13 protein-coding genes and 1 pseudogene are annotated in these 17650 nt (G+C 67.1%); 10 read left to right on the top strand and 4 right to left on the bottom strand.

Annotated elements, in window-relative coordinates; all coding sequences use genetic code 11:
- The first annotated feature begins 86 nt into the window (after window positions 1-86).
- Together WS57_RS11530 and WS57_RS11525 are read left to right on the top strand one after the other, a co-directional pair.
- Window positions 87-1277 carry a hypothetical protein gene (locus WS57_RS11530; RefSeq protein WP_059513995.1) on the top strand — a complete coding sequence of 397 codons (1191 nt, stop codon included), beginning with the start codon at window positions 87-89 and terminating at the stop codon, window positions 1275-1277.
- A gap of 132 nt (window positions 1278-1409) precedes the next feature.
- Window positions 1410-2330: a LysR family transcriptional regulator gene (locus tag WS57_RS11525; RefSeq protein WP_059514028.1), complete on the top strand. Its 921-nt coding sequence runs from the start codon at window positions 1410-1412 to the stop codon at window positions 2328-2330.
- A gap of 39 nt (window positions 2331-2369) precedes the next feature.
- On the opposite strand, the gene WS57_RS11520 is transcribed toward WS57_RS11525, so the two are convergent.
- The gene (locus WS57_RS11520; protein ID WP_059481050.1) at window positions 2370-3200 is read right to left on the bottom strand and encodes a helix-turn-helix transcriptional regulator; all 831 of its coding nucleotides are present in this window, start codon (window positions 3198-3200) and stop codon (window positions 2370-2372) included.
- A 199-nt stretch (window positions 3201-3399) separates the two neighbouring features.
- Here WS57_RS11520 and WS57_RS11515 point away from each other — a divergent pair, with 199 nt between their 5' ends.
- The 3 genes from WS57_RS11515 to WS57_RS11505 all read left to right on the top strand — a co-directional run bounded on the left by WS57_RS11515 (window position 3400) and on the right by WS57_RS11505 (window position 8106).
- Window positions 3400-5124: an amidohydrolase gene (locus WS57_RS11515; protein WP_040130522.1), complete on the top strand. Its 1725-nt coding sequence runs from the start codon at window positions 3400-3402 to the stop codon at window positions 5122-5124.
- Window positions 5125-5326: 202 nt separating this feature from the next.
- A complete protein-coding gene (locus WS57_RS11510; RefSeq protein WP_069244231.1) occupies window positions 5327-6442 on the top strand; it encodes a polyamine ABC transporter substrate-binding protein in 1116 nt (371 codons plus the stop codon).
- A gap of 89 nt (window positions 6443-6531) precedes the next feature.
- A complete protein-coding gene (locus WS57_RS11505) occupies window positions 6532-8106 on the top strand; it encodes a DUF3138 family protein (RefSeq protein ID WP_059606398.1) in 1575 nt (524 codons plus the stop codon).
- 30 nt (window positions 8107-8136) lie between these two features.
- Here WS57_RS11505 and WS57_RS11500 read toward each other — a convergent pair whose 3' ends face one another.
- A complete protein-coding gene (locus WS57_RS11500; protein WP_081056695.1) occupies window positions 8137-9111 on the bottom strand; it encodes a LysR family transcriptional regulator in 975 nt (324 codons plus the stop codon).
- 185 nt (window positions 9112-9296) lie between these two features.
- Here WS57_RS11500 and WS57_RS11495 point away from each other — a divergent pair, with 185 nt between their 5' ends.
- On the top strand, window positions 9297-10373 hold the full coding sequence (locus WS57_RS11495; RefSeq protein WP_059606399.1) for a C45 family autoproteolytic acyltransferase/hydolase: 1077 nt from the start codon (window positions 9297-9299) through the stop codon (window positions 10371-10373).
- A gap of 67 nt (window positions 10374-10440) precedes the next feature.
- Here WS57_RS11495 and WS57_RS11490 read toward each other — a convergent pair whose 3' ends face one another.
- Window positions 10441-11829, bottom strand: a complete 1389-nt coding sequence (locus WS57_RS11490; RefSeq protein ID WP_059513982.1) for an MFS transporter — start codon at window positions 11827-11829, stop codon at window positions 10441-10443.
- 104 nt (window positions 11830-11933) lie between these two features.
- Between WS57_RS11490 and WS57_RS11485 the strand changes: the two are divergent.
- Both WS57_RS11485 and WS57_RS11480 read left to right on the top strand, forming a co-directional pair.
- Window positions 11934-12533, top strand: a pseudogene (locus tag WS57_RS11485) (glutathione S-transferase C-terminal domain-containing protein).
- 138 nt (window positions 12534-12671) lie between these two features.
- Complete coding sequence (locus tag WS57_RS11480; protein ID WP_069244230.1) at window positions 12672-14483, top strand: ExeM/NucH family extracellular endonuclease; 1812 nt, start codon at window positions 12672-12674, stop codon at window positions 14481-14483.
- Here WS57_RS11480 and WS57_RS36995 read toward each other — a convergent pair.
- Entirely contained in the window at window positions 14435-15031 is a 597-nt protein-coding gene (locus WS57_RS36995; RefSeq protein WP_155755114.1) for a hypothetical protein, read from the bottom strand. The genes WS57_RS11480 and WS57_RS36995 overlap by 49 nt on opposite strands.
- 240 nt (window positions 15032-15271) lie before the next feature.
- On the opposite strand from WS57_RS36995, the gene WS57_RS11475 reads away from it, so the two are divergent.
- Both WS57_RS11475 and WS57_RS11470 read left to right on the top strand, forming a co-directional pair.
- Entirely contained in the window at window positions 15272-17122 is a 1851-nt protein-coding gene (locus WS57_RS11475; RefSeq protein WP_060300004.1) for a S10 family serine carboxypeptidase-like protein, read from the top strand.
- A gap of 43 nt (window positions 17123-17165) precedes the next feature.
- Window positions 17166-17594, top strand: a complete 429-nt coding sequence (locus WS57_RS11470) for a 2-oxoglutarate dehydrogenase (protein ID WP_081074517.1) — start codon at window positions 17166-17168, stop codon at window positions 17592-17594.
- The last annotated feature ends 56 nt before the right edge of the window (window positions 17595-17650 follow it).

Genomic DNA, 17650 nt, shown 5'->3' with positions numbered 1-17650 from the left:
GGCGCGGCGGTCCGGAGCCGGGCCGCCGCGCGGCGCATCCCATGAGGAGACTGTCCGTGCAGCGGACAGCGAGAGAGAGACACCGGATGAACGTAGTGAACTTACAAGATGAAGCGCGACAGGAAAGCGCTCGGTTCGTCGTCGTGATGCTGCTGCTCGGCATACTCGGGCCGACGGTATTTCTCGGCCTGCCCGCGATCGTCGGGCAGGTCGAGCGCCATTGGGGCTTCGGCGAGGCCGCGCTCGGCCTGTCGAGCTTCGTCGAGGTGCTCGGCGAATCGACCGGCACGCTGCTGGTCGCGTTCGTGCTCGGCCGGCAGCCGGTGCGGCTCGTGCTCGCCGGCGCGGTCGCGCTCGCGGCCGGCGCGAACCTCGGCACGCTCGCGACGCACGGGCTCGTCGCCTATTCGATGCTGCAGTTCATCGCGGGCGTCGGCTCGGGCGGCCTGAACGGCATCGCGCTGCGCTACCTGTCGTATTCGCGCCGGCCCGAACGCAATCTCGGCATGATGCTGATGGGCCAGGTGCTGTGGAGCATGATGCTGCTCGCGTATGTGTTCCCGCTGCTGAGCGGCCTGTGGGGCGCGTATGGCGTGTTCGGCTTCGTCGCGACGGTGCTCGGCGCGTTCGTGCTCGCGACGCCGCTGTTCCAGCGCGGCGAGACGCTGGCCGTGCCGACGCCCGCGGGCACGGCCGGCAGCATCGACCGCGGCGGCGCGATGCTCGTGCTGTGTGCGCAGCTTGCGCTGTACGGCGGCGTCGGCGTCGTGTGGACCTTCCTCGAGAAGATCGGCACCGATGCGGGCCTGAGCGCAAAAGCTGTGTCGCTGGTGCTCGGCATCGCGAACGTCGCGAGCCTGGCGATCTGCGCGGCCATGCCGAAGCTCGGCGTCGGCGCGGGCCTGCGCCGCTGGACGCTGCTGAACCTCGGCGGCTGCGCGGTCGCGGCCGTGCTGCTCGCGATGCCGGCGTCGGCCGTGACGTTCGCGCTCGGCGCGGTCGTGTTCATCGGCTGCTGGACGGGCGGTGCGCTGCTGATCTACGCGACGATTCCGCAGTACGACCTGATCGGCAAGTCGGCCGCGTTGTCGCCGGGCTGCGTCGCGCTCGGTTATGGCGTCGGGTCGGTCGCCGGCGGTTCGCTGATCGAGAACACCGGCACGCAGTCGGCGCTGATCGCGGCGATCGTGCTGTGTGCGATCGCGTTCCTCTGCTACGTGCGGCTGCGGCCCGCGGTGTTCGGCATGGATCAGGCGCTCGCGGCGACGCCCGAGTGACGTGACGGGTGCGGTGCGCGCCGATGCCGATGGCGGCGCGCGTCCGAATCGGGTTCATCGGCTCGGGCGGCCGGCGTCGCACACAGCGCGCCGGGCCGGCCGGACAACGCGCGCATGCGCAGCGGCTTCAGCATGTTTTCGAATACCACCGATCTCGATCTCCGGCTCATCCGGGTCTTTCTGGCCGTCGTCGATGCACGCGGCATCACTGCCGCCGAGGCGTCGCTCGGCGTGCGGCAATCGACGATCAGCACGCAGCTGTCCGCGCTCGAGGCGCGCGTCGGCTTCAAGCTGTGCGATCGCGGACGCGGCGGCTTTCGCCTGACGTCGAAGGGCGAGCGCTTCGCGGCGACCGCGCGCACGCTGGTTGCGGCAACCTCCGAGTTCGTCGCGCGCGTGCGCGACATCGACCGCAAGCTGGTCGGTACGTTGTCGATCGGGCTGATCGGCCAGGCGCCGCTCGTCGAGAACGCGCGACTCGCCGATGCGATCGGCGCGTTCCGCAAGCGCGACCAGGCCGTCACGTTCTCGATGAAGGTCGCGTCGCCGCAGGAACTCGAGGAAAGCCTCGTCAACAACCAGCTCGATCTCGCGATCGGCTATTTCTGGCATCGCGTGCCGGGGCTGATCTATACGCCGTTGTTTACCGAGCAGCAGGTGATCTACTGCGGGCGTGGGCATCCGCTGTTCCATGCGTCGCGGCCGGTGACGGCCGACGACCTGCAGGCGCACGACTGGGTGTGGCGTACCTATCCGGTGCCGGAGGAGCAGTATCCGCTGCCCGAGCGCCGCGTGACCGCGAGCGCGGACAGCATCGAGGCCGCGACGATCCTGATCCTGTCGGGCGGCCATCTCGGCTACCTGCCCGCGCATTACGCGGAGCCGTTCGAGCAGCGCGGGCTCGTGAAGGCCGTCGGCCGTTCGACGTTCAGCTTCGACGTGCCGCTGCATCTGGCGATGAAGCGCAGCGCGTCCGACAAGCCGATCGTCGACGCGTTCTGCGACGACCTGCTGCGCGCGTTCAACATCAAGGCGGTCGCGCTGGCGGCGTAGCGCGGGCGGGCGGCGCGGCGCATCGCGCGGACGTGCCGCTCAGCAGTCGACGAGCACCCAGTCGAACAGCTCGCGGCGCGTGCGCACGCCGAGCTTCGCGAAGGCGCGCTTCACGTACGACTCGGCGGTCGACAGCTTCACGTCGAGCTGCTGTGCGGCCTCGGGCACCGAGCGCCCGCACAGCAGCAGCCGGCAGATCTCGTGCTCGCGTCGCGACAACTGCACGTTCTGCCGTTCGAGCCGCGCATCGAAACCCGCATACGAGGTCGCATTCGTCGAGACCGACGCGACACGTCGCGCCGCACACGTGCGCGCGTGCAGGTCGAACATCGGGAACAGCAGGTCGACCATCTGCCGGAAATGAAACAGCTCGTCGGTCGTGAACGCGGCCTGCCCGTCGGTGCGCGCGAGGCCGAGCGCGTACTGCACGTGCGCGTTGCCATGCACGAGCACGCATTCCTGCGCGATGCCGGGCTCGTCGAAGATCCGCCGGCGGAAGTCGCCGTGCGCGAGCCCGTCGATATGACGCTGCACGAGCAGCGTGCCGGCCTTGCCGCGCAGCGGCGCGAACAGCGGATCGACGTGACAGTAGTCCTGGTAATAGACATCCATCACGCGCAGCGTGTCGGCCGCGAAGCGCAGGCTGCCGCTGCCGAGCCATTCGACGACGTAGCCCGACGTGCTGCCGGTGTCGGCGCGCCAGCGTTCGAGATGCACGGCGTCGGCGGCGATGCTGTCGTTGACGAACGCGGTGACCGCCGCGACGAATCCCGGCGTGCCGACCGCGCGGATCGTCGCGCCGAGCGAGCCGGGACGCACGCCGATCAGGTAGTGGCCGTGGGCGGCCGGGTCGGGATGAAGGAGTCGCATGATCGGACCGGGGCGGACGAGTGACAGGGCGACGTTACGCGAACCGCGCGCACGCGTCAGCCGGGAATTTACCGGATAAAAAATCCGCCGTCGCGCGGCGCGGGAATTCCCCAAAGCCCCTGTTTCGGGGGGGCAGACCGGTGCGAATCGTCTGTCTATAGTGAAAGCGCTTCGAAACCCGAGACAGAAAGGACTGGCCATGCAGATTCAACCGACGCCCGCCGCGACGACGCCCGCGGATTTCGTTCTGACCAACGCGAAGGTCTACACCGTCGATCCGCACCGGCCGTGGGCGCAGGCCGTCGCGGTGCGCGACGGACGGATCGTCCATGTCGGCGACACGGCCGCCGTGCAGGCCCATGTCGGCGCGAACACGAAGGTCGTCGACGCGGGCGGCCGGCTCGTGCTGCCGGGCTTCGTCGAATCGCACTGGCACTTCGAGACGACCGCATTCGCGTTCCAGGCCTTCGTGAACTACGAGGATCCGCAGCAGGTGCTCGACGCGCTGCGCGCGTACGTCGATGCGCATCCGGACGAACCGGCGATCACCGGCATGGGCTGGATCCAGGCGACGATTCCGCCGCAGATGCTGCGCAAGGAGACGCTCGACGCGATCTGCGCGGATCGCCCGGTGTGCCTGCTGTCGACCGACTTCCATTCGATGTGGGTGAACTCGAAGGCGCTGGAGATCGCGCGCATCGACGCGTCGACGCCGCCGGTGCAGGAAGGCGCGAGCTGGTTCGAGAAGGACCCGGCGACGGGCGAGCCGACCGGCCTCGTCGTCGACGGCGCCGCGTATTCGCTGCTGATGCAGCGGATCAGCGCGGCCGGCCTGATGCCGACCGGCATCGACCTGTACCTGAAGTCGATTCCGCCGTGGCAGAAGAAGCTGTGCGCGGCCGGCGTGACGACCGTGTTCGACGCGGGCTTCTTCGACGCGAGCGGCGACCAGTCGCTGCTGTTCGAGACGCTGCAGACGCTGGAGCGCGCGGGCGACCTGAAGCTGCGCGTGGTCGGCAGCGTCGCGGTGATCGGCGAGATCGACGATCCGGTCGGCACGCTGGTCCGATACCGCGAGCAGTACGATTCGCCGCTCGTGAAGGCGCGCGCGCTGAAGCTGTTCCTCGACGGCACCGAGGCGAACCACACCGCATACCTGCTCGAACCGTATGCGGACCGCCCGGACACCTGCGGCGCGCCGACGATGCCGGCCGACACGTTCAACCGCTATCTCGTCGAAGCCGATCGCGCGAACGCGAACGTGATGGTCCATTGCGTCGGCGACGCGGCCGTGCGCATGGCGCTCGACGGCTTCGAACAGGTCAACCGCTCGAATCCGCCGCGCGATCGCCGCCACGTGATCACGCATGCGTTCCTCACGCATCCGGACGACATCCCGCGCTTCCGACGCGCGGGCGTGATGGCGAACACGCAGCTGCAATGGGGCGTCGTCGACGCCTATACCGAGCAGCTGCGCGATCACTACGGTCACGAACGCTGGAGCAACATGTACAAGTTCCGCACCTTCCTCGACGAAGGCGTGACGGTGTCGATCGGGATGGACGGCCTCGCGTGCCAGTGCCGCTGCCAGCACAAGCCGCTCGAACACATCGAGTCGGGCCACACGCGCCAGCTCGCGGGCGAGCCGCACGCGCCGGTGTTCCCGGACATCGCGGAGCGCCTGAGCATTCCGCAGCTGATCGCCGCATACACGATCCACGGTGCGTACCAGCTCGGGATGGAGCACGAGATCGGGTCGCTGACGCCCGGCAAGCGCGCGGATCTCGTCGTGCTCGAGAACGACCTGTTCGAAGTCGGCCAGTACGACATCGGCCGCATCGACGTCGCGCTGACGATGATGGACGGCGGCGTCACGCACGTCGGCGAGGATTTCGGCGCACGCACGGGAATCGAGGCGGCCTGAGCGGCGTCAATCTGACGGCGCGATGACGCGGTCTTTCAAATCGCTTGCGTCGTGTCGTGTGGCAACGCATCCGGTGTATGCCGGATGCACCGATTGTGCGGCGTGTCCCCCTATTGGCAGGGCAGACCGGCCAATTTCCTCTGGCTACATTTTTCCGGACGGCCGTTCAGGCGAACGGATCACGATATCGACGGAGGAAACCATGGCAGGGGACTGGAAGAAGCATCTGAGAACGGCATGCGCGGCGCTCGCGCTGGGCGGCATCGCGTGCTACGGCGCGCCGTCCGCGCGGGCGGCGGAAGTCGTCAACGTGTACAACTGGGGCAATTCGATCGGCAAGGACACGGTCGCGAACTTCGAGAAGGCGACCGGCATCAAGGTCGTCTATCAAGAGTTCGATTCGAACGAGACGCTGCAGGCGAAGCTGCTGTCGGGCACGTCGGGCTACGACGTCGTCGTGCCGTCCGACATCTTCTGGGCGCGCCAGCTGCAGGCCGGCATCTTCCGCAAGATCGACAAGAGCCAGGTGCCGAACTACGGGCTGCTCGACCCGGAAATCATGAAGGTGCTGTCGCGGGACGATCCGGGCAACCAGTTCGGCATTCCGTGGACGTGGGGCACGGACGGGCTCGGGATCAACGTCGAGAAGGTCAAGGCCGCGCTCGGCAACGACGCGCCGCTCGACAGCTGGGCGCTGCTGTTCGACCCGAAGTACGCGCAGAAGCTCAAGCGCTGCGGCGTGTCGGTGCTCGATTCGCCGGTCGACGCGTTCGGGATGGCGTTCGTGTACCTGAAGAAGGATCCGAACACGACGAACCCGGCCGACTACCAGGCCGCCTACGAGCTGCTGAAGACGGTGCGCCCGTACATCACGCAGTTCAATTCGAGCAGCTACATCAACGATCTCGCGGGCGGCGACATCTGCCTCGCGCTCGGCTGGTCGGGCGACGTGAACTCCGCGCGCATCGCGGCTGCTTCCGCGAAGAAGCCGTATCACATCAAGTACGTGATTCCGACCGAAGGCAGCGCGATGTGGTTCGACATGATAGCGATCCCGAAGGACGCGCCGCATCCGGACGCGGCGCTGAAGTTCGTCAACTTCGTGCTGTCGGAGAAGGAGAGCGCGAACCTGACCAACGACACGTCGTATCCGTCGGCCGTGCCGTCGTCGAAGCGCCTCGTGCGCGCCGAGGTGACGAGCGACCCGGCCGTGTTCCCGCCGGCCGACGTGATCCGCAAGCTGAGCCTCAGCAAGCCGATCCCGCCTGACCTGATGCGTCTGCAGAACCGTCTCTGGACCCGGCTGAAGACCGAGTAAGCCCGCTCCCGTTCCCCCGATTTCCCGCGCGCGCCCCGCCGCCATCGGCGGCGGGCGGGGGCGCGCGCGTCCCTACGACCACCGATCCCATGAAAATCAGACACATGACGGCGCTGTGCCTGCTCGCGTTCGAAGCGGCCACGGCCTCCGCCCACACGGCGCGGCAGACCACCGACGCGAGCAAGATGAAGACGCTGGAGGCGCAGGTCGCCGCGCTGCAGCGGCAAGTGAACGAACTGCGCGCGAGCATCGTCGCGTCGAAGGCGCCGGCCTCGGCCAACGCCACACCGGGCGCCGCGAAAATCGGCACGATCAACACGGCCGCCGCCGAGGCGCCGCCATCCGGCTCGGCGCCCGCGTTCACGAACGACGATCTGCAGCAGATGCGCGAGCAGATCGCCAACGCGTCGCTGAAGGTCGACACGCTGCAGGAAGCGGCGACCACCGGCCCGCTCGCGGGCCTGAGCATCACCGGCTACGTCGATCCGCTGTACCTGTACAACCGCGCGCAGCACTCGGCGGGCTTCCAGTTCCTGAACCACGATCCGGGCGCGTACGACTACTTCAACAGCACGATCGGCGACATCTACCTCGACATCAAGAAGACCTTCGGCGTCGGGCCGATGGCGCCGTCGGCCGAGATCGTGATCCAGCCGAACCGCGGCTTCGGCAACGTGTTCAGCAATGCGCACGGCGGCGTCGGCAACAACATCGTCACGCAGGCGCAGGTCAACGTGCCGCTCGGTACGACGAAGACCTTCGAGGCCGGGATGATGACGAGCCTCGCCGGTTACGAAGTGCAGCCGTCGACGCAGATGCTGACGCTCACGCATGGGCTGCTGTACGACTTCAGCGAACCGGGCAACCTCGTCGGCATCGGAATGAAAGGCTCGAACGCGGCGATGACGCGCTTCTGGCAGGTGATCGTCGGCAACGAGGTGCTGCGCACGGCCGGCGCGATCGCGAACGCGGCGAACAACACGACCAAGAGCAACTGGACGCCGACGATCACCGCGCGCTTCGACAACGCGACGTCGACCGCGTTCGACTTCGGCGTTTCGGGGATGCTCGGCCGGCAGTCGCTGTTCTCGCCATGCCCGGATGCGGGCGGCTACGGCTACCAGTGCAACGGATCGTCGCCGACCGGCCTGTACAAGTACGTCGAAGCCGACATGACCTATACGCACGACAAGACGCAGGTCAACGCGCAGGTCGACTACGGCGAACTGCAGAAGGGCGCATGGAACGGCGGCACCGCGCGCTGGTACGGGATGTCGCTGCTCGGCCATACCAAGTGGACGTCGTCGTGGGTCGGCAGGATGGGCGCGACGCTGCGCTTCGACTATCTGAACAACACGTCGAACGGCGGCGGCGGCACCAACATCCAGTATGGGCTCGCAGGCGGCAATCCGTCGGTGAACGGGTCGAGCGGCTTCGGCATCGATCCGGCCTGCTTCCGGAATTCGGCGTCGAACGGCACCGAGTGCAAGGGCGCGCAACGCTATGCGATCACGGCCGACCTGCTGTTCTATCCGACCGAGCAGATCACCGTGAAGCTCGAGTACCGTCACGACGCGGCGAATCATCCGGTGTTCCTGAAGAGCAACGGGTCGTACTCGCGCAGCAACGACCTCGCCGGGATGCAGTTCGTCTACTCGTTTTGAGCGGGACACGGCGCCGCCTCCGCCGACGCGCTACGCGCGCGCGGCGGCGCGGGCGGCGTCCGGATCGAGCGGCGGCAGCAGCGCGCCCTGCGGCGCGAGCGGCAGGCCGAGCGCCTGCAACTGCTCGCGCAGGAACTGGATGAACACGCGCACCTTGCGCGTGTGACGACGATGCGGCAGGAACAGCACGTGAATCCACGGGCCGAACGCGCTCGTCTCGCGCGACAGCTCGGTCGGCACCTCGACCAGGTCGCCCTGTGCGAGATGGCGCGCGACGCTCCATGCGGGTGCGAACTGCAGCCCGTGGCCGTCGAGCAGGCACGCGAGCAGGAAGTCGTAGTTGCCGCTCGACAGCCGCGGCGTCGGCTGCTTCACGCGGATGCGTTCGCCGTCGCGGCCGATCCACCAGAAGTGCCGGTTGATCAGCGGGTGACGGAAGATCAGCCAGTCGTGCGTCTGGTAGTTGTCGAGCGTCACGTCGCCGCCGCGGCGCGCGAGATACGCGGGGCTCGCGCACAGCACGAGACGGTTTTCGAGCAGCGGCTGCGCGATCACGTCGGGCAAGTCGGTCGGCCCGTCGCGCAGCGACAGGTCGTAGCTGCCGTCGAGCGGATCGGTCTCGGTCATCTCGACTTCGACGCGCACGAGCGGATGCTCGCGCATGAAGCGGCAGCACACCTGCGTGAAGAAGGCCGGACCGAATGCGGGCGACGTCGCGATTCGCAGGTTGCCGCGCAGCTCGTGCTGCAACTGCTCGACTTCCTCGCCGGCGAGCTGCAGCTGCATCAGCGCCTGGCGCGCGGCATCGAGATAGAGATGGCCGGCTTCGGTCAGTGCCATGCGTCGCGTCGTGCGCTCGAACAGGCGCGCGCCGAGATCGGCCTCGAGCTGCGTGACGCCTTTCGTCACGGCCGACGGCGTCTTGCCGAGCTGTTCGGCGGCGCGGCTGAAGCCGCCATGTTCGGCCGTCGCGACGAACATCGTGAGCGCGGTCATCTTGTCCATTGAATCTATTCCTGACAGGCACAGAAGTTATGCAAAAACCGGGCGCGACCGGCGGCGACGCATCCGTTAGGCTGGTTCCTCTGCGTGCGATGCGTGCCGGCCGCATGAGGATACGACGGATCGCGCGCGCATGACATTCCGGGTCGAGCCGCGCCCGGCCCTCATCCGAACCAGGAGACTTCATCGTGAAGCTGCATACCTTCGTGACCGACATCACCGATCCGCGCGAGCGCGGCCGCCGGATCGGCGAGCGTTTCGCGCCGCAGATCCGGCAGACGGTCGCGCTCTATCTCGCGTTCTTTCCGAAGCTCGGCATCGATCCGATGCGCGCGCGGCAGATCGGCGAGGCAAGCCTCGCGTCGCTCGAGGCGTGGTGTCCGGAACTCGCCGACGAAGTGCAGGCGATCGCGGACGGCGTCGAGCTACCGCGCTGGCAGCTCGCGTGCCTGAACGCGCGCACGGAGATTCTCGCGACCGCGCCGGCATCGACCGAAGGCGAGTGCTCGACCACCGTCCACGCGCCGGCCGGCGCGCAGGCGCCGCGCACGCTGCAGACCTGGGACTGGCACGACAGCCTCGCGCCGCACGGGCTGCTGATGCAGTTCGCGACGCGGCACGGCCGCACCGTCAAGCTGTTCACCGAGTGCGGGATGCTCGCGAAGCTCGGCGTGAACGGCGCGGGCCTCGGGCTGCACTTCAACATCCTGCATCACGCGAGCGACAACGACAGCGCGGGCGTGCCCGTGCATGCGATCGCGCGCCGCCTGCTCGAGGAGGCGACCACGGTGCAGGAGGCGATCGAGCTGGCGCGCAGCGCGCGCGTGAGCGCGTCGACGGTGCTGACCGTGTTCACGCGGCACGACGCGAACCCGCGCGCCGCAAGCATCGAGCTGAGTCCCGCAGGCATCGGCATCGTGGTGCCGCGCGCCGACGGCTGGCTGCTGCATACGAACCACTTCCTCGATCGCACGCTGAGCGGCGGCGAATGCATGCCGGACAGCTCGACGACGCGCGAGCGCTTCGCGCACCTGAACGAGGTCGTGAACGGGATGACGAGCGCCGATGTGCGCGAGCGTGCGGCGGCGATGTGCGGCGCGGCCGGCGATCAGGCGGTGGTGTGCTTCCATCCCGACCCGTCGATGCCCGATACCGAGCGCTGGGAAACGCTGCTGACGGTCGGCATCGACACCGACGGCTGCGCGCTCGAATACGTGGCCGGCAATCCGCACGATCTCGCGCGCGACGGCTTCCGGCGGTTCTGACGCCTGCGCGTGCATTGCGCGGGCAGGCGCCGTCGCGGCGATGCGACGGCGCGCCCGTCGACGCTGCTTACGCGTCGATCCGTTCGACCTTGCCGACGAGCAGCCCGTAAGAGAGGCTGCCGGCGAGCGCCATTGCCGCGATGTAGGTGATCGCGTGCGAGAAGTCGGCCCCGTCGACCAGCAGCCCGATCACGATCGGCGTCGCGATGGCGGACAGGTTGCCGATCAGGTTGAACATGCCGCCCGTCAGGCCGAGCAGCCGCGCGGGCGCGAGCCCCGACACGAGCGACCAGGTGATCGACGCGAAGCCGTTGCCGAAGAATGCGAGCGTCATGAACGCGATCACCCAGCCGGTCGAGCTCACGTAGTTCGCGCCGATGATGCAGGTCGAGATCAGCAGCCCGGAGATGATCGGCAGCTTGCGCGCGAAGCCCTGCGATGCGCCGCGACGCATCAGCCAGTCCGACAGCACGCCCGAGCACAGCACGCCGACGAACGCGGCGAGGAACGGCAGCGATGCGAGAAAGCCCGACTTGATGAAGTCCATCCCGCGATATTTGACGAGATAGGTCGGGAACCACGTGAGGAAGAACCACAGCGTCGAGTTCAATGCGAACTGGCCGAGATAGATGCCCCACAGCTTGCGCCGGCCGAGCACGATGCCGAGGTCGCGCCACGTCGACGGCGTGCGTTCGCTGCGTGCCGCGATGCGGTCCTCGAGGTCGACGAGGCCGCCGCCGTCGCGGATCAGCGCGATTTCGCCGGCGTTGACGCCGGGAAACGCGCGCGGTTCGCGATACACCGCGTACCAGATCGCGGCCCACGCGATACCCGCGAGCCCCGTCGCGACGAACACCATGTGCCAGCCGAGGTGGACCTGCAGCCACGCGAGGACCGGCGTCAGGAACGCGAGACCGACGAACTGGCCCGACGTGTAGCCGCCGATCGCGGTCGCGCGCTCGCGCGTCGGGAACCACGTCGTGACCACGCGGTTGTTGATCGGATAGGCGGGCGCTTCGAGCGCGCCGACCGCCAGACGCAACACGATGAGTCCGACGAACGAGCCGGCGAAGCCGAGCAGCAGCGTTGCGGCCGACCACAGCGCGAGCGCGCCCGCGTAGAGCACGCGCGGCGATATCTTGTCGACGAGCCAGCCGCCGGGGATCTGCATCAGCGCATAGGTCCAGCCGAACGCGGAGAACACGAGGCCCGCGCGCACCGGGTCGATGTGCAGTTCGCGGAACAGCGCGGGCGCGGCGATCGACAGGTTGCTGCGGTCGAGATAATTGATCACGACCGTGACGAACAGCAGCGCGAGGATCAGCAGGCGCTTGCGGGAAGGGCGCGTCGTCGCGGCGGCCGCGCTGGTGCGCGCGGCGGATTCCATCGGGGCCTCGGCGCGTGTGGGCGGCCGCTGCTGCGGGCTGGCGGGGGTGCGTGACGCGGAATGGGCCACGGTCGTCTCCTGTTCGGTATGCGTCCGGAACCGATGCGACCGGTTCCAGCCAATCTGATGTCTTGGGCCGAACGTTAGGGCCGCGAGCCGAAATGCGTCAACATATGGATAGGCATCCCTATAAATGGGACGATCGACTTCCAATATGTGGGAAACTGGCGCGCGCGTCAGCCGCCCGTCGCTTCCTTCACGTTGATCCAGCCCGTCACCGCGCCGGCGCGCGGGTTGCGGTAGACGACGGCACGACCTTGCGCGAAGGCCCCGTGATCGCGCAATACCTCGCGGACCGGCGGCCCGACGCGGGGGCTGGCGCCGGCATGGGGCACGCTCGCGCGTTATCGGCTGATGGAATGGCTCAACTTCCTGACGACGGAAATCCACAAGGGCTTCATTCCGCTGCTGTATGCGGTGCAGGCGGGGAAGTATGTCGAGCCGGCGCGTCGCAAGCTCGACAGCCGGTTTGCGTGGATCGATCGGCAACTCGCCGGCAGGACGTTCGTGACGGGCGACGCATTGACGATCGCCGATGCGTATCTGTTCGCGCTGACGGGCTGGGCAAGGCGGCATGGATGCGCTCGGTTTACAACGCGGATATCGACTTGAGCCGGTTCGGGAACCTGCGCGGGTGGTGTGAACGGGTGCGGGCGAGGCCGGCGGGCCAGGCCGTGCTGACGGCGGATGGATTGAGCGCGGACCGTTCGTGACGGGGCGCGCGCGGGAAGCGGAAGTCGGGCGCCGGCGAACACGGCACGACTGATTACATCGGCCTATCGACCAATTACTACAAACTGTCATTGAGCGCCGCTAAGCTTTCGCCACCCTCACAACCGGGATTCCTTGTCATGCGCTCGACAATCCGACTGTTTGCCCCGCTATTGCTTCTGCCGACGCTCGTGGCGCCGGCGCTGGCCGTCACCGCCGCCCCCGTCAGCCCGAACTGCGGCGGCAGCGCGACGCCGATCGCCGATATCCAGGGGCCCGGTGAGCCGTCGCCGCTCGCCGGCCAGAACGTGTCGATCGAGGCGGTCGTCACCGCCGATTTCGGCGGCACCGACGGCTTCGGCGGCTTCTTCGTACAGCAGGCCGATCCGCAGCGCCGCAACCAGCCGGGCGTGTCGGAGGGGCTGTTCGTCTATTCGCCGAAGGCGCGCGCCAAGGCCGGCGATCTCGTCCACGTGACGGGCAAGGTCGAGGAAAAATACGGGCAGACGCAGCTCACGCTGTCGGGTGCGATCGCGGTGTGCGCGAACGGCCAGACGGTCACGCCCGCGACGCTGACGCTGCCGGTCGACAGCCCGAACGCGTTCGCCGCGTATGAAGGCATGCTCGTGCGCCTGCCGCAGACGCTGAACGTTACGGACAACTACGAGCTGGGCCGCTACGGCAGCGTGATGCTCAGCAACGGCCGTCTGCGCACGCCGACGAGCGTCGTGCCGCCCGCGCAGGCGCAGACGCAGATCGATGCGAACGCGCGCAACCGGTTGATTCTCGACGACGGATCGAACAAGCAGAACCCCGCGACCGTGCCGTATCCGGCACCGGAACTGTCCGCGTCGAACACGCTGCGCGCCGGCTACACGGTGCGCGACGTCGAAGGCGTGCTGGAGGTGCGGTACGGCGCGTGGCGCATCCAGCCGGTGCCCGGCGCGGCGGCACCGACCTTCGACGCACGCGCGAATCCGCGCACGAAGGCGCCCGCGCGCGATCCGCATGCGAACCTGCGCGTCGCGTCGTTCAACGTGCTCAACTACTTCAACGGCAACGGGCTGGGCGGCGGCTTCGACGATCCGAACAACCGCGGCGCGAAGAACTACCAGGAATTCGTGCGCCAGGACGCGAAGATCGTCAGCGCGCTGAAGGCGCTCGACGCCGACGTGATCGGCTTGATGGAAATCCAGAACAACGGTTACGGCGAACTGAGCGCGGTGCGTCAGCTCGCGGCGAAGCTCGGCGACAGCTGGCGCGTCGTCGATCCGGGCACGTCGCGGCTCGGCGGCGACGCGATCGCGGTCGCGATGATCTATGACAGCCGCAAGGTCGAGCCGGTCGGCCGCGCGGCGACGCTCGCGATCGACGACAAGAACCGCCAGCCGCTCGCGCAGTCGTTCCGTCGCATCGGCGGCAAGCAGGCGCTGACGATCGCGGTCAACCATCTGAAGTCGAAGAACTGCCCGGACGCGACCAACGACGATCTCGACCAGGGCGACGGCCAGGGCTGCTGGAACCCGACGCGCACGCGCGCGGCGGCGAAGCTGGCCGACTGGCTGGCCGGCACGCCGACGGGCGTCGCGGGGCAGGGCGTGCTGCTGATCGGCGATTTCAACAGCTACACGTACGAGGATCCGATCCGCCTGCTCGAATCGCGCGGCTATCGCAACCTCGTGTCGCGCTGGATCGGCGACAAGGCGTACAGCTACGTCTACAACGGCGAAGCGGGCTATCTCGATCACGCGCTCGCATCGCTGCCGCTCGCGTCGCACGTGAAGGCCGTGCACGAGTGGCACATCAACGCCGACGAACCGGTCGCGCTGCAGTACACGCTCGCGTACAAGACGGCCGCGCAGCAGCAGACGTACTACGCGCCCGATGCCTATCGTTCGTCGGATCACGATCCGGTGCTGATCGATATCGCGCTGCCGGGCGGCGGGCGTTGATGACCCGTTGAGCGCCGTGTGATCGACGACGTGCGGTGGCGACGCGCGTCGTCGCCGCGCGCGGTGGCGCATGCGCATGCATGACGAGCCGCCCGCGCGTGCGTTGTATTCGAATCGCGCTCGCCGCGTCCCGGGAAAATTCCTGTCGAACCGCCGGGTAAATAATGCCGAATCGAGGTCGTCCAATTAAGTAGATCGGTATTTTCTGACAACCCGATGGTCCGGACAATTCGTTTAATAAATGCCTGAAGTAAACGGAATTGCCGAATCATCGTGCGCGAATGACCGATGCGTTTCGCCCAATGCCGCGAAATTAAAATGAAAGATAAATCGCGGAAATCTGAAGGGCGTTTGTCGGCAACGCGCAGCGTATCGAGCCGACGGCGGCAGTCTCCGCGCGGAAAATAAAATAATCGCCGCCCTCCGGCGCCGAAACCGCGCCATGTCCGAACAATCCCGCCTTCTCGCGAAATGCAGACACTGATTGCCTTCCGCATCATAGTCATCTGCTTAATATCGGAATGATCTTTGACAACGCGGCGCAGCACCGCCTATTTTTGTTGTGTCGTAAATTTTGGTAATGAAAAGGAAGTCAAAACTGCAGGGGGCGTTCAAGCACCATCTACGCCAGCAGTGAGCTGTGTCTGTATCAAGTTCAGTCTCTTGAAGAAGTCCAATCCCCAACCGCCGTATGCCAATGCGCAGCGCGAGTGGCGGGTATTGCTGCGCGTCTTGCCGGCACAGGCGGCCTTTGTGAAGCGGTATTCGAACCCACACCAAGGACAGAGATGAAACCAGACAGAAGCAGTACCGGCAACAGCCTGGGCCGTCACGCCCGGTTGGCCGGGCTAGGCGCATTGACGATCGTGACCGTGGTGCTCGCGGCGTGCGGCGGCGACGATTCATCGTCGGTCGGCGCGTCGAGTCTCGCACAGGCCACGGCGAGCCAGCAGGCCAGCGCGCAGCAATCGGCCGGCAGCCAGACGCCGGCAGGCAACCAGCCCTACGTCGATCCGGTCGCCTACTCGATGAACGCGACCGACGGCCTCGCCGCGACGCAGGTCGCCGAGAAGGCGGCCGTCATGCATTACCAGTGGAAATCCGGCGGCACGACGATCAACTACACGACGACCACCGGCCACCTGACCGCCGCGGATGCGAACGGCAATCCCGAAGCATCGATGTCGTATGTCGCGTACACCGCGCCGAGCACGAACGGCAAGCCGCGCCCGGTGACGTTCGTCTATAACGGCGGGCCGGGCTCGTCGTCGATCTGGCTGCGGCTCGGCTCGTTCGCGCCGACGCGCGTCGCCACGCCCGATCCGCTGTTCGGCACCAACTGGCCGAACTATCCGCTCGTCGACAACCAGGAAAGCCTGATCGACACGACGGACCTCGTGTTCATCGACCCGCCGGGAACCGGGCTGTCGGAAGCCGTGCTGCCGAACACCAACCAGAAGTTCTGGGGCTCCGATGCGGACGTCAACATCATGCGCGACTTCGTCGAGCGCTATCTGACGGTCAACAATCGCAGCAATTCGCCGATCTATCTGTACGGCGAATCGTACGGCACGCCGCGCACCGACATGCTGGCGCTGGCGCTCGAATCGGCAGGCGTGCACCTGACCGGGATCGTGCTGCAGTCGTCGATCCTGAACTACTTCGCGGACGCGACGGAAGCGGTGGCGATCACGCAGTCGACGGAAGGGCTGCTGCTCGATACGGACACCGTGGCCGGCTACCTGCCCGGTTATGCGGCGGTGGCGGCGTACTTCAACCAGGTGTCGCCGGCGCCGATCAACCAGGCGCTTTATGCATTGCAGACCGAACTGTTCACGACGCTCATCTACAACCAGCTGCAGAAATACTCGCAGTCGTGGGTGCTGAGCCAGCTCGGCATACCGGATGCACTCGGCACGCCGGTGTTCCCGAGCGATGCGACGCTGCGGCTATGGTCGATCCCGTCGAGCCTGACGATGCAGGCGCTGCGAGGCTACTTCAATGCGAATCCGTTCGGCACCAGCCTGCTGCCGGGAACGACGATCGGCCGGTACGACGGGCGCGTGTCGCTGCCGAACTCGGATCCGCGTCTGCAGACGGACGGCGATCCGTCGGACATCCTGATCTCGCAGCCGTTCACGAACGCGCTCGCGACACAGCTGCCCGACTACCTCGGCTATACCGCGCCGAATGCGACCTACATGCCGTTGAACGACAACATCATCCAGGTGTGGGACTTCTCGCATGACGGCCAGCCGATGCCGGACACGATCCCCGATCTGCTCGGTGCGCTGCAGCTCAATCCGAAGCTTCAGGTGCTCGCGGAGAACGGCTTCCACGATCTGGCGACGCCGTTCTTCAGCACCGAGAAGCAGCTCGCGCGACTGCAGACGGTGAAGGGCCTGAACCCGAAGCTGCAGGTGAATTTCTTCCAGGGCGGGCATATGACCTATCTGGACGACGTGGCGCGTCCGCAGATGAAGCGGGATCTCACGTATTTCTATCAGGGCAGGCGGATTCCGACGGCGTTGACGCTGCGGACCTTGCCTCCGCCGTGGCCGGATGAAAACCCGGCCGGCACGCCGACGGGCAGCAGCCCCGGCGCGACGGCGACGACCACCGTGGCGGCGGCGCCGTGAACGACGGACGCCTGATGTCAGGAACCCTCAATTCATCCATTGAATGCGAGCGATCATGTCCCTAATCCATTTGATGCGACGTATGTCTCCGCTGATCGTCGTCGGTGCCGTGATGAGCAGCGCCTACGCATTGCCGCCGCAGGCGGTCGCGCCGGTGAAGCTGCCGCACGGCGGGCGAGGTGTCGACGGCCCGTTCTTTCCCGCGAACCGCGTGGCGCCGGTGCTGCCGTCGACCGGCGCGACGCTGCAGCAGCAGGCGCAGCGGCGTGTCGACGCAAGGCTGGGCGCGAACACGGTGCTGAGCAACGGCGCGGCGGTGACCAAGGCGCAGGCGCAAAGCAGCGGTCTCGGCTTTGTCGCGAAGCACTTCGACGAGATCGATACGAAGCACACCGGCCGCGTGACGATGAGCGACGTGCGGCAGTTCATTCAGCAGCGACAGTTGCAGGAGCAGCAACAGCAGCAGGAATAACGACGCAGTGATGTAGGCGACGGATCGGCGGCCGGCGTGTGAATGCGCGTCGGTCG

Origin of the sequence: Burkholderia pseudomultivorans (assembly GCF_001718415.1) — a bacterium.
GTDB lineage: Bacteria > Pseudomonadota > Gammaproteobacteria > Burkholderiales > Burkholderiaceae > Burkholderia > Burkholderia pseudomultivorans_A.
The sequence above is the reverse complement of the archived record's forward strand: the minus strand, read 5'-3'. Positions and strand labels throughout refer to the sequence as shown.

What these genes read in the sequence shown, in the direction of transcription:
- WS57_RS11530 (WP_059513995.1), top strand. Translation starts at nt 87, where the DNA reads ATGAACGTAGTGAACTTACAAGATGAAGCGCGACAGGAAAGCGCTCGG.
- WS57_RS11525 (WP_059514028.1), top strand. Translation starts at nt 1,410, where the DNA reads ATGTTTTCGAATACCACCGATCTCGATCTCCGGCTCATCCGGGTCTTT.
- WS57_RS11520 (WP_059481050.1), bottom strand. Translation starts at nt 3,200, where the DNA reads ATGCGACTCCTTCATCCCGACCCGGCCGCCCACGGCCACTACCTGATC.
- WS57_RS11515 (WP_040130522.1), top strand. Translation starts at nt 3,400, where the DNA reads ATGCAGATTCAACCGACGCCCGCCGCGACGACGCCCGCGGATTTCGTT.
- WS57_RS11510 (WP_069244231.1), top strand. Translation starts at nt 5,327, where the DNA reads ATGGCAGGGGACTGGAAGAAGCATCTGAGAACGGCATGCGCGGCGCTC.
- WS57_RS11505 (WP_059606398.1), top strand. Translation starts at nt 6,532, where the DNA reads ATGAAAATCAGACACATGACGGCGCTGTGCCTGCTCGCGTTCGAAGCG.
- WS57_RS11500 (WP_081056695.1), bottom strand. Translation starts at nt 9,111, where the DNA reads ATGGACAAGATGACCGCGCTCACGATGTTCGTCGCGACGGCCGAACAT.
- WS57_RS11480 (WP_069244230.1), top strand. Translation starts at nt 12,672, where the DNA reads ATGCGCTCGACAATCCGACTGTTTGCCCCGCTATTGCTTCTGCCGACG.
- WS57_RS11475 (WP_060300004.1), top strand. Translation starts at nt 15,272, where the DNA reads ATGAAACCAGACAGAAGCAGTACCGGCAACAGCCTGGGCCGTCACGCC.
- WS57_RS11470 (WP_081074517.1), top strand. Translation starts at nt 17,166, where the DNA reads ATGCGAGCGATCATGTCCCTAATCCATTTGATGCGACGTATGTCTCCG.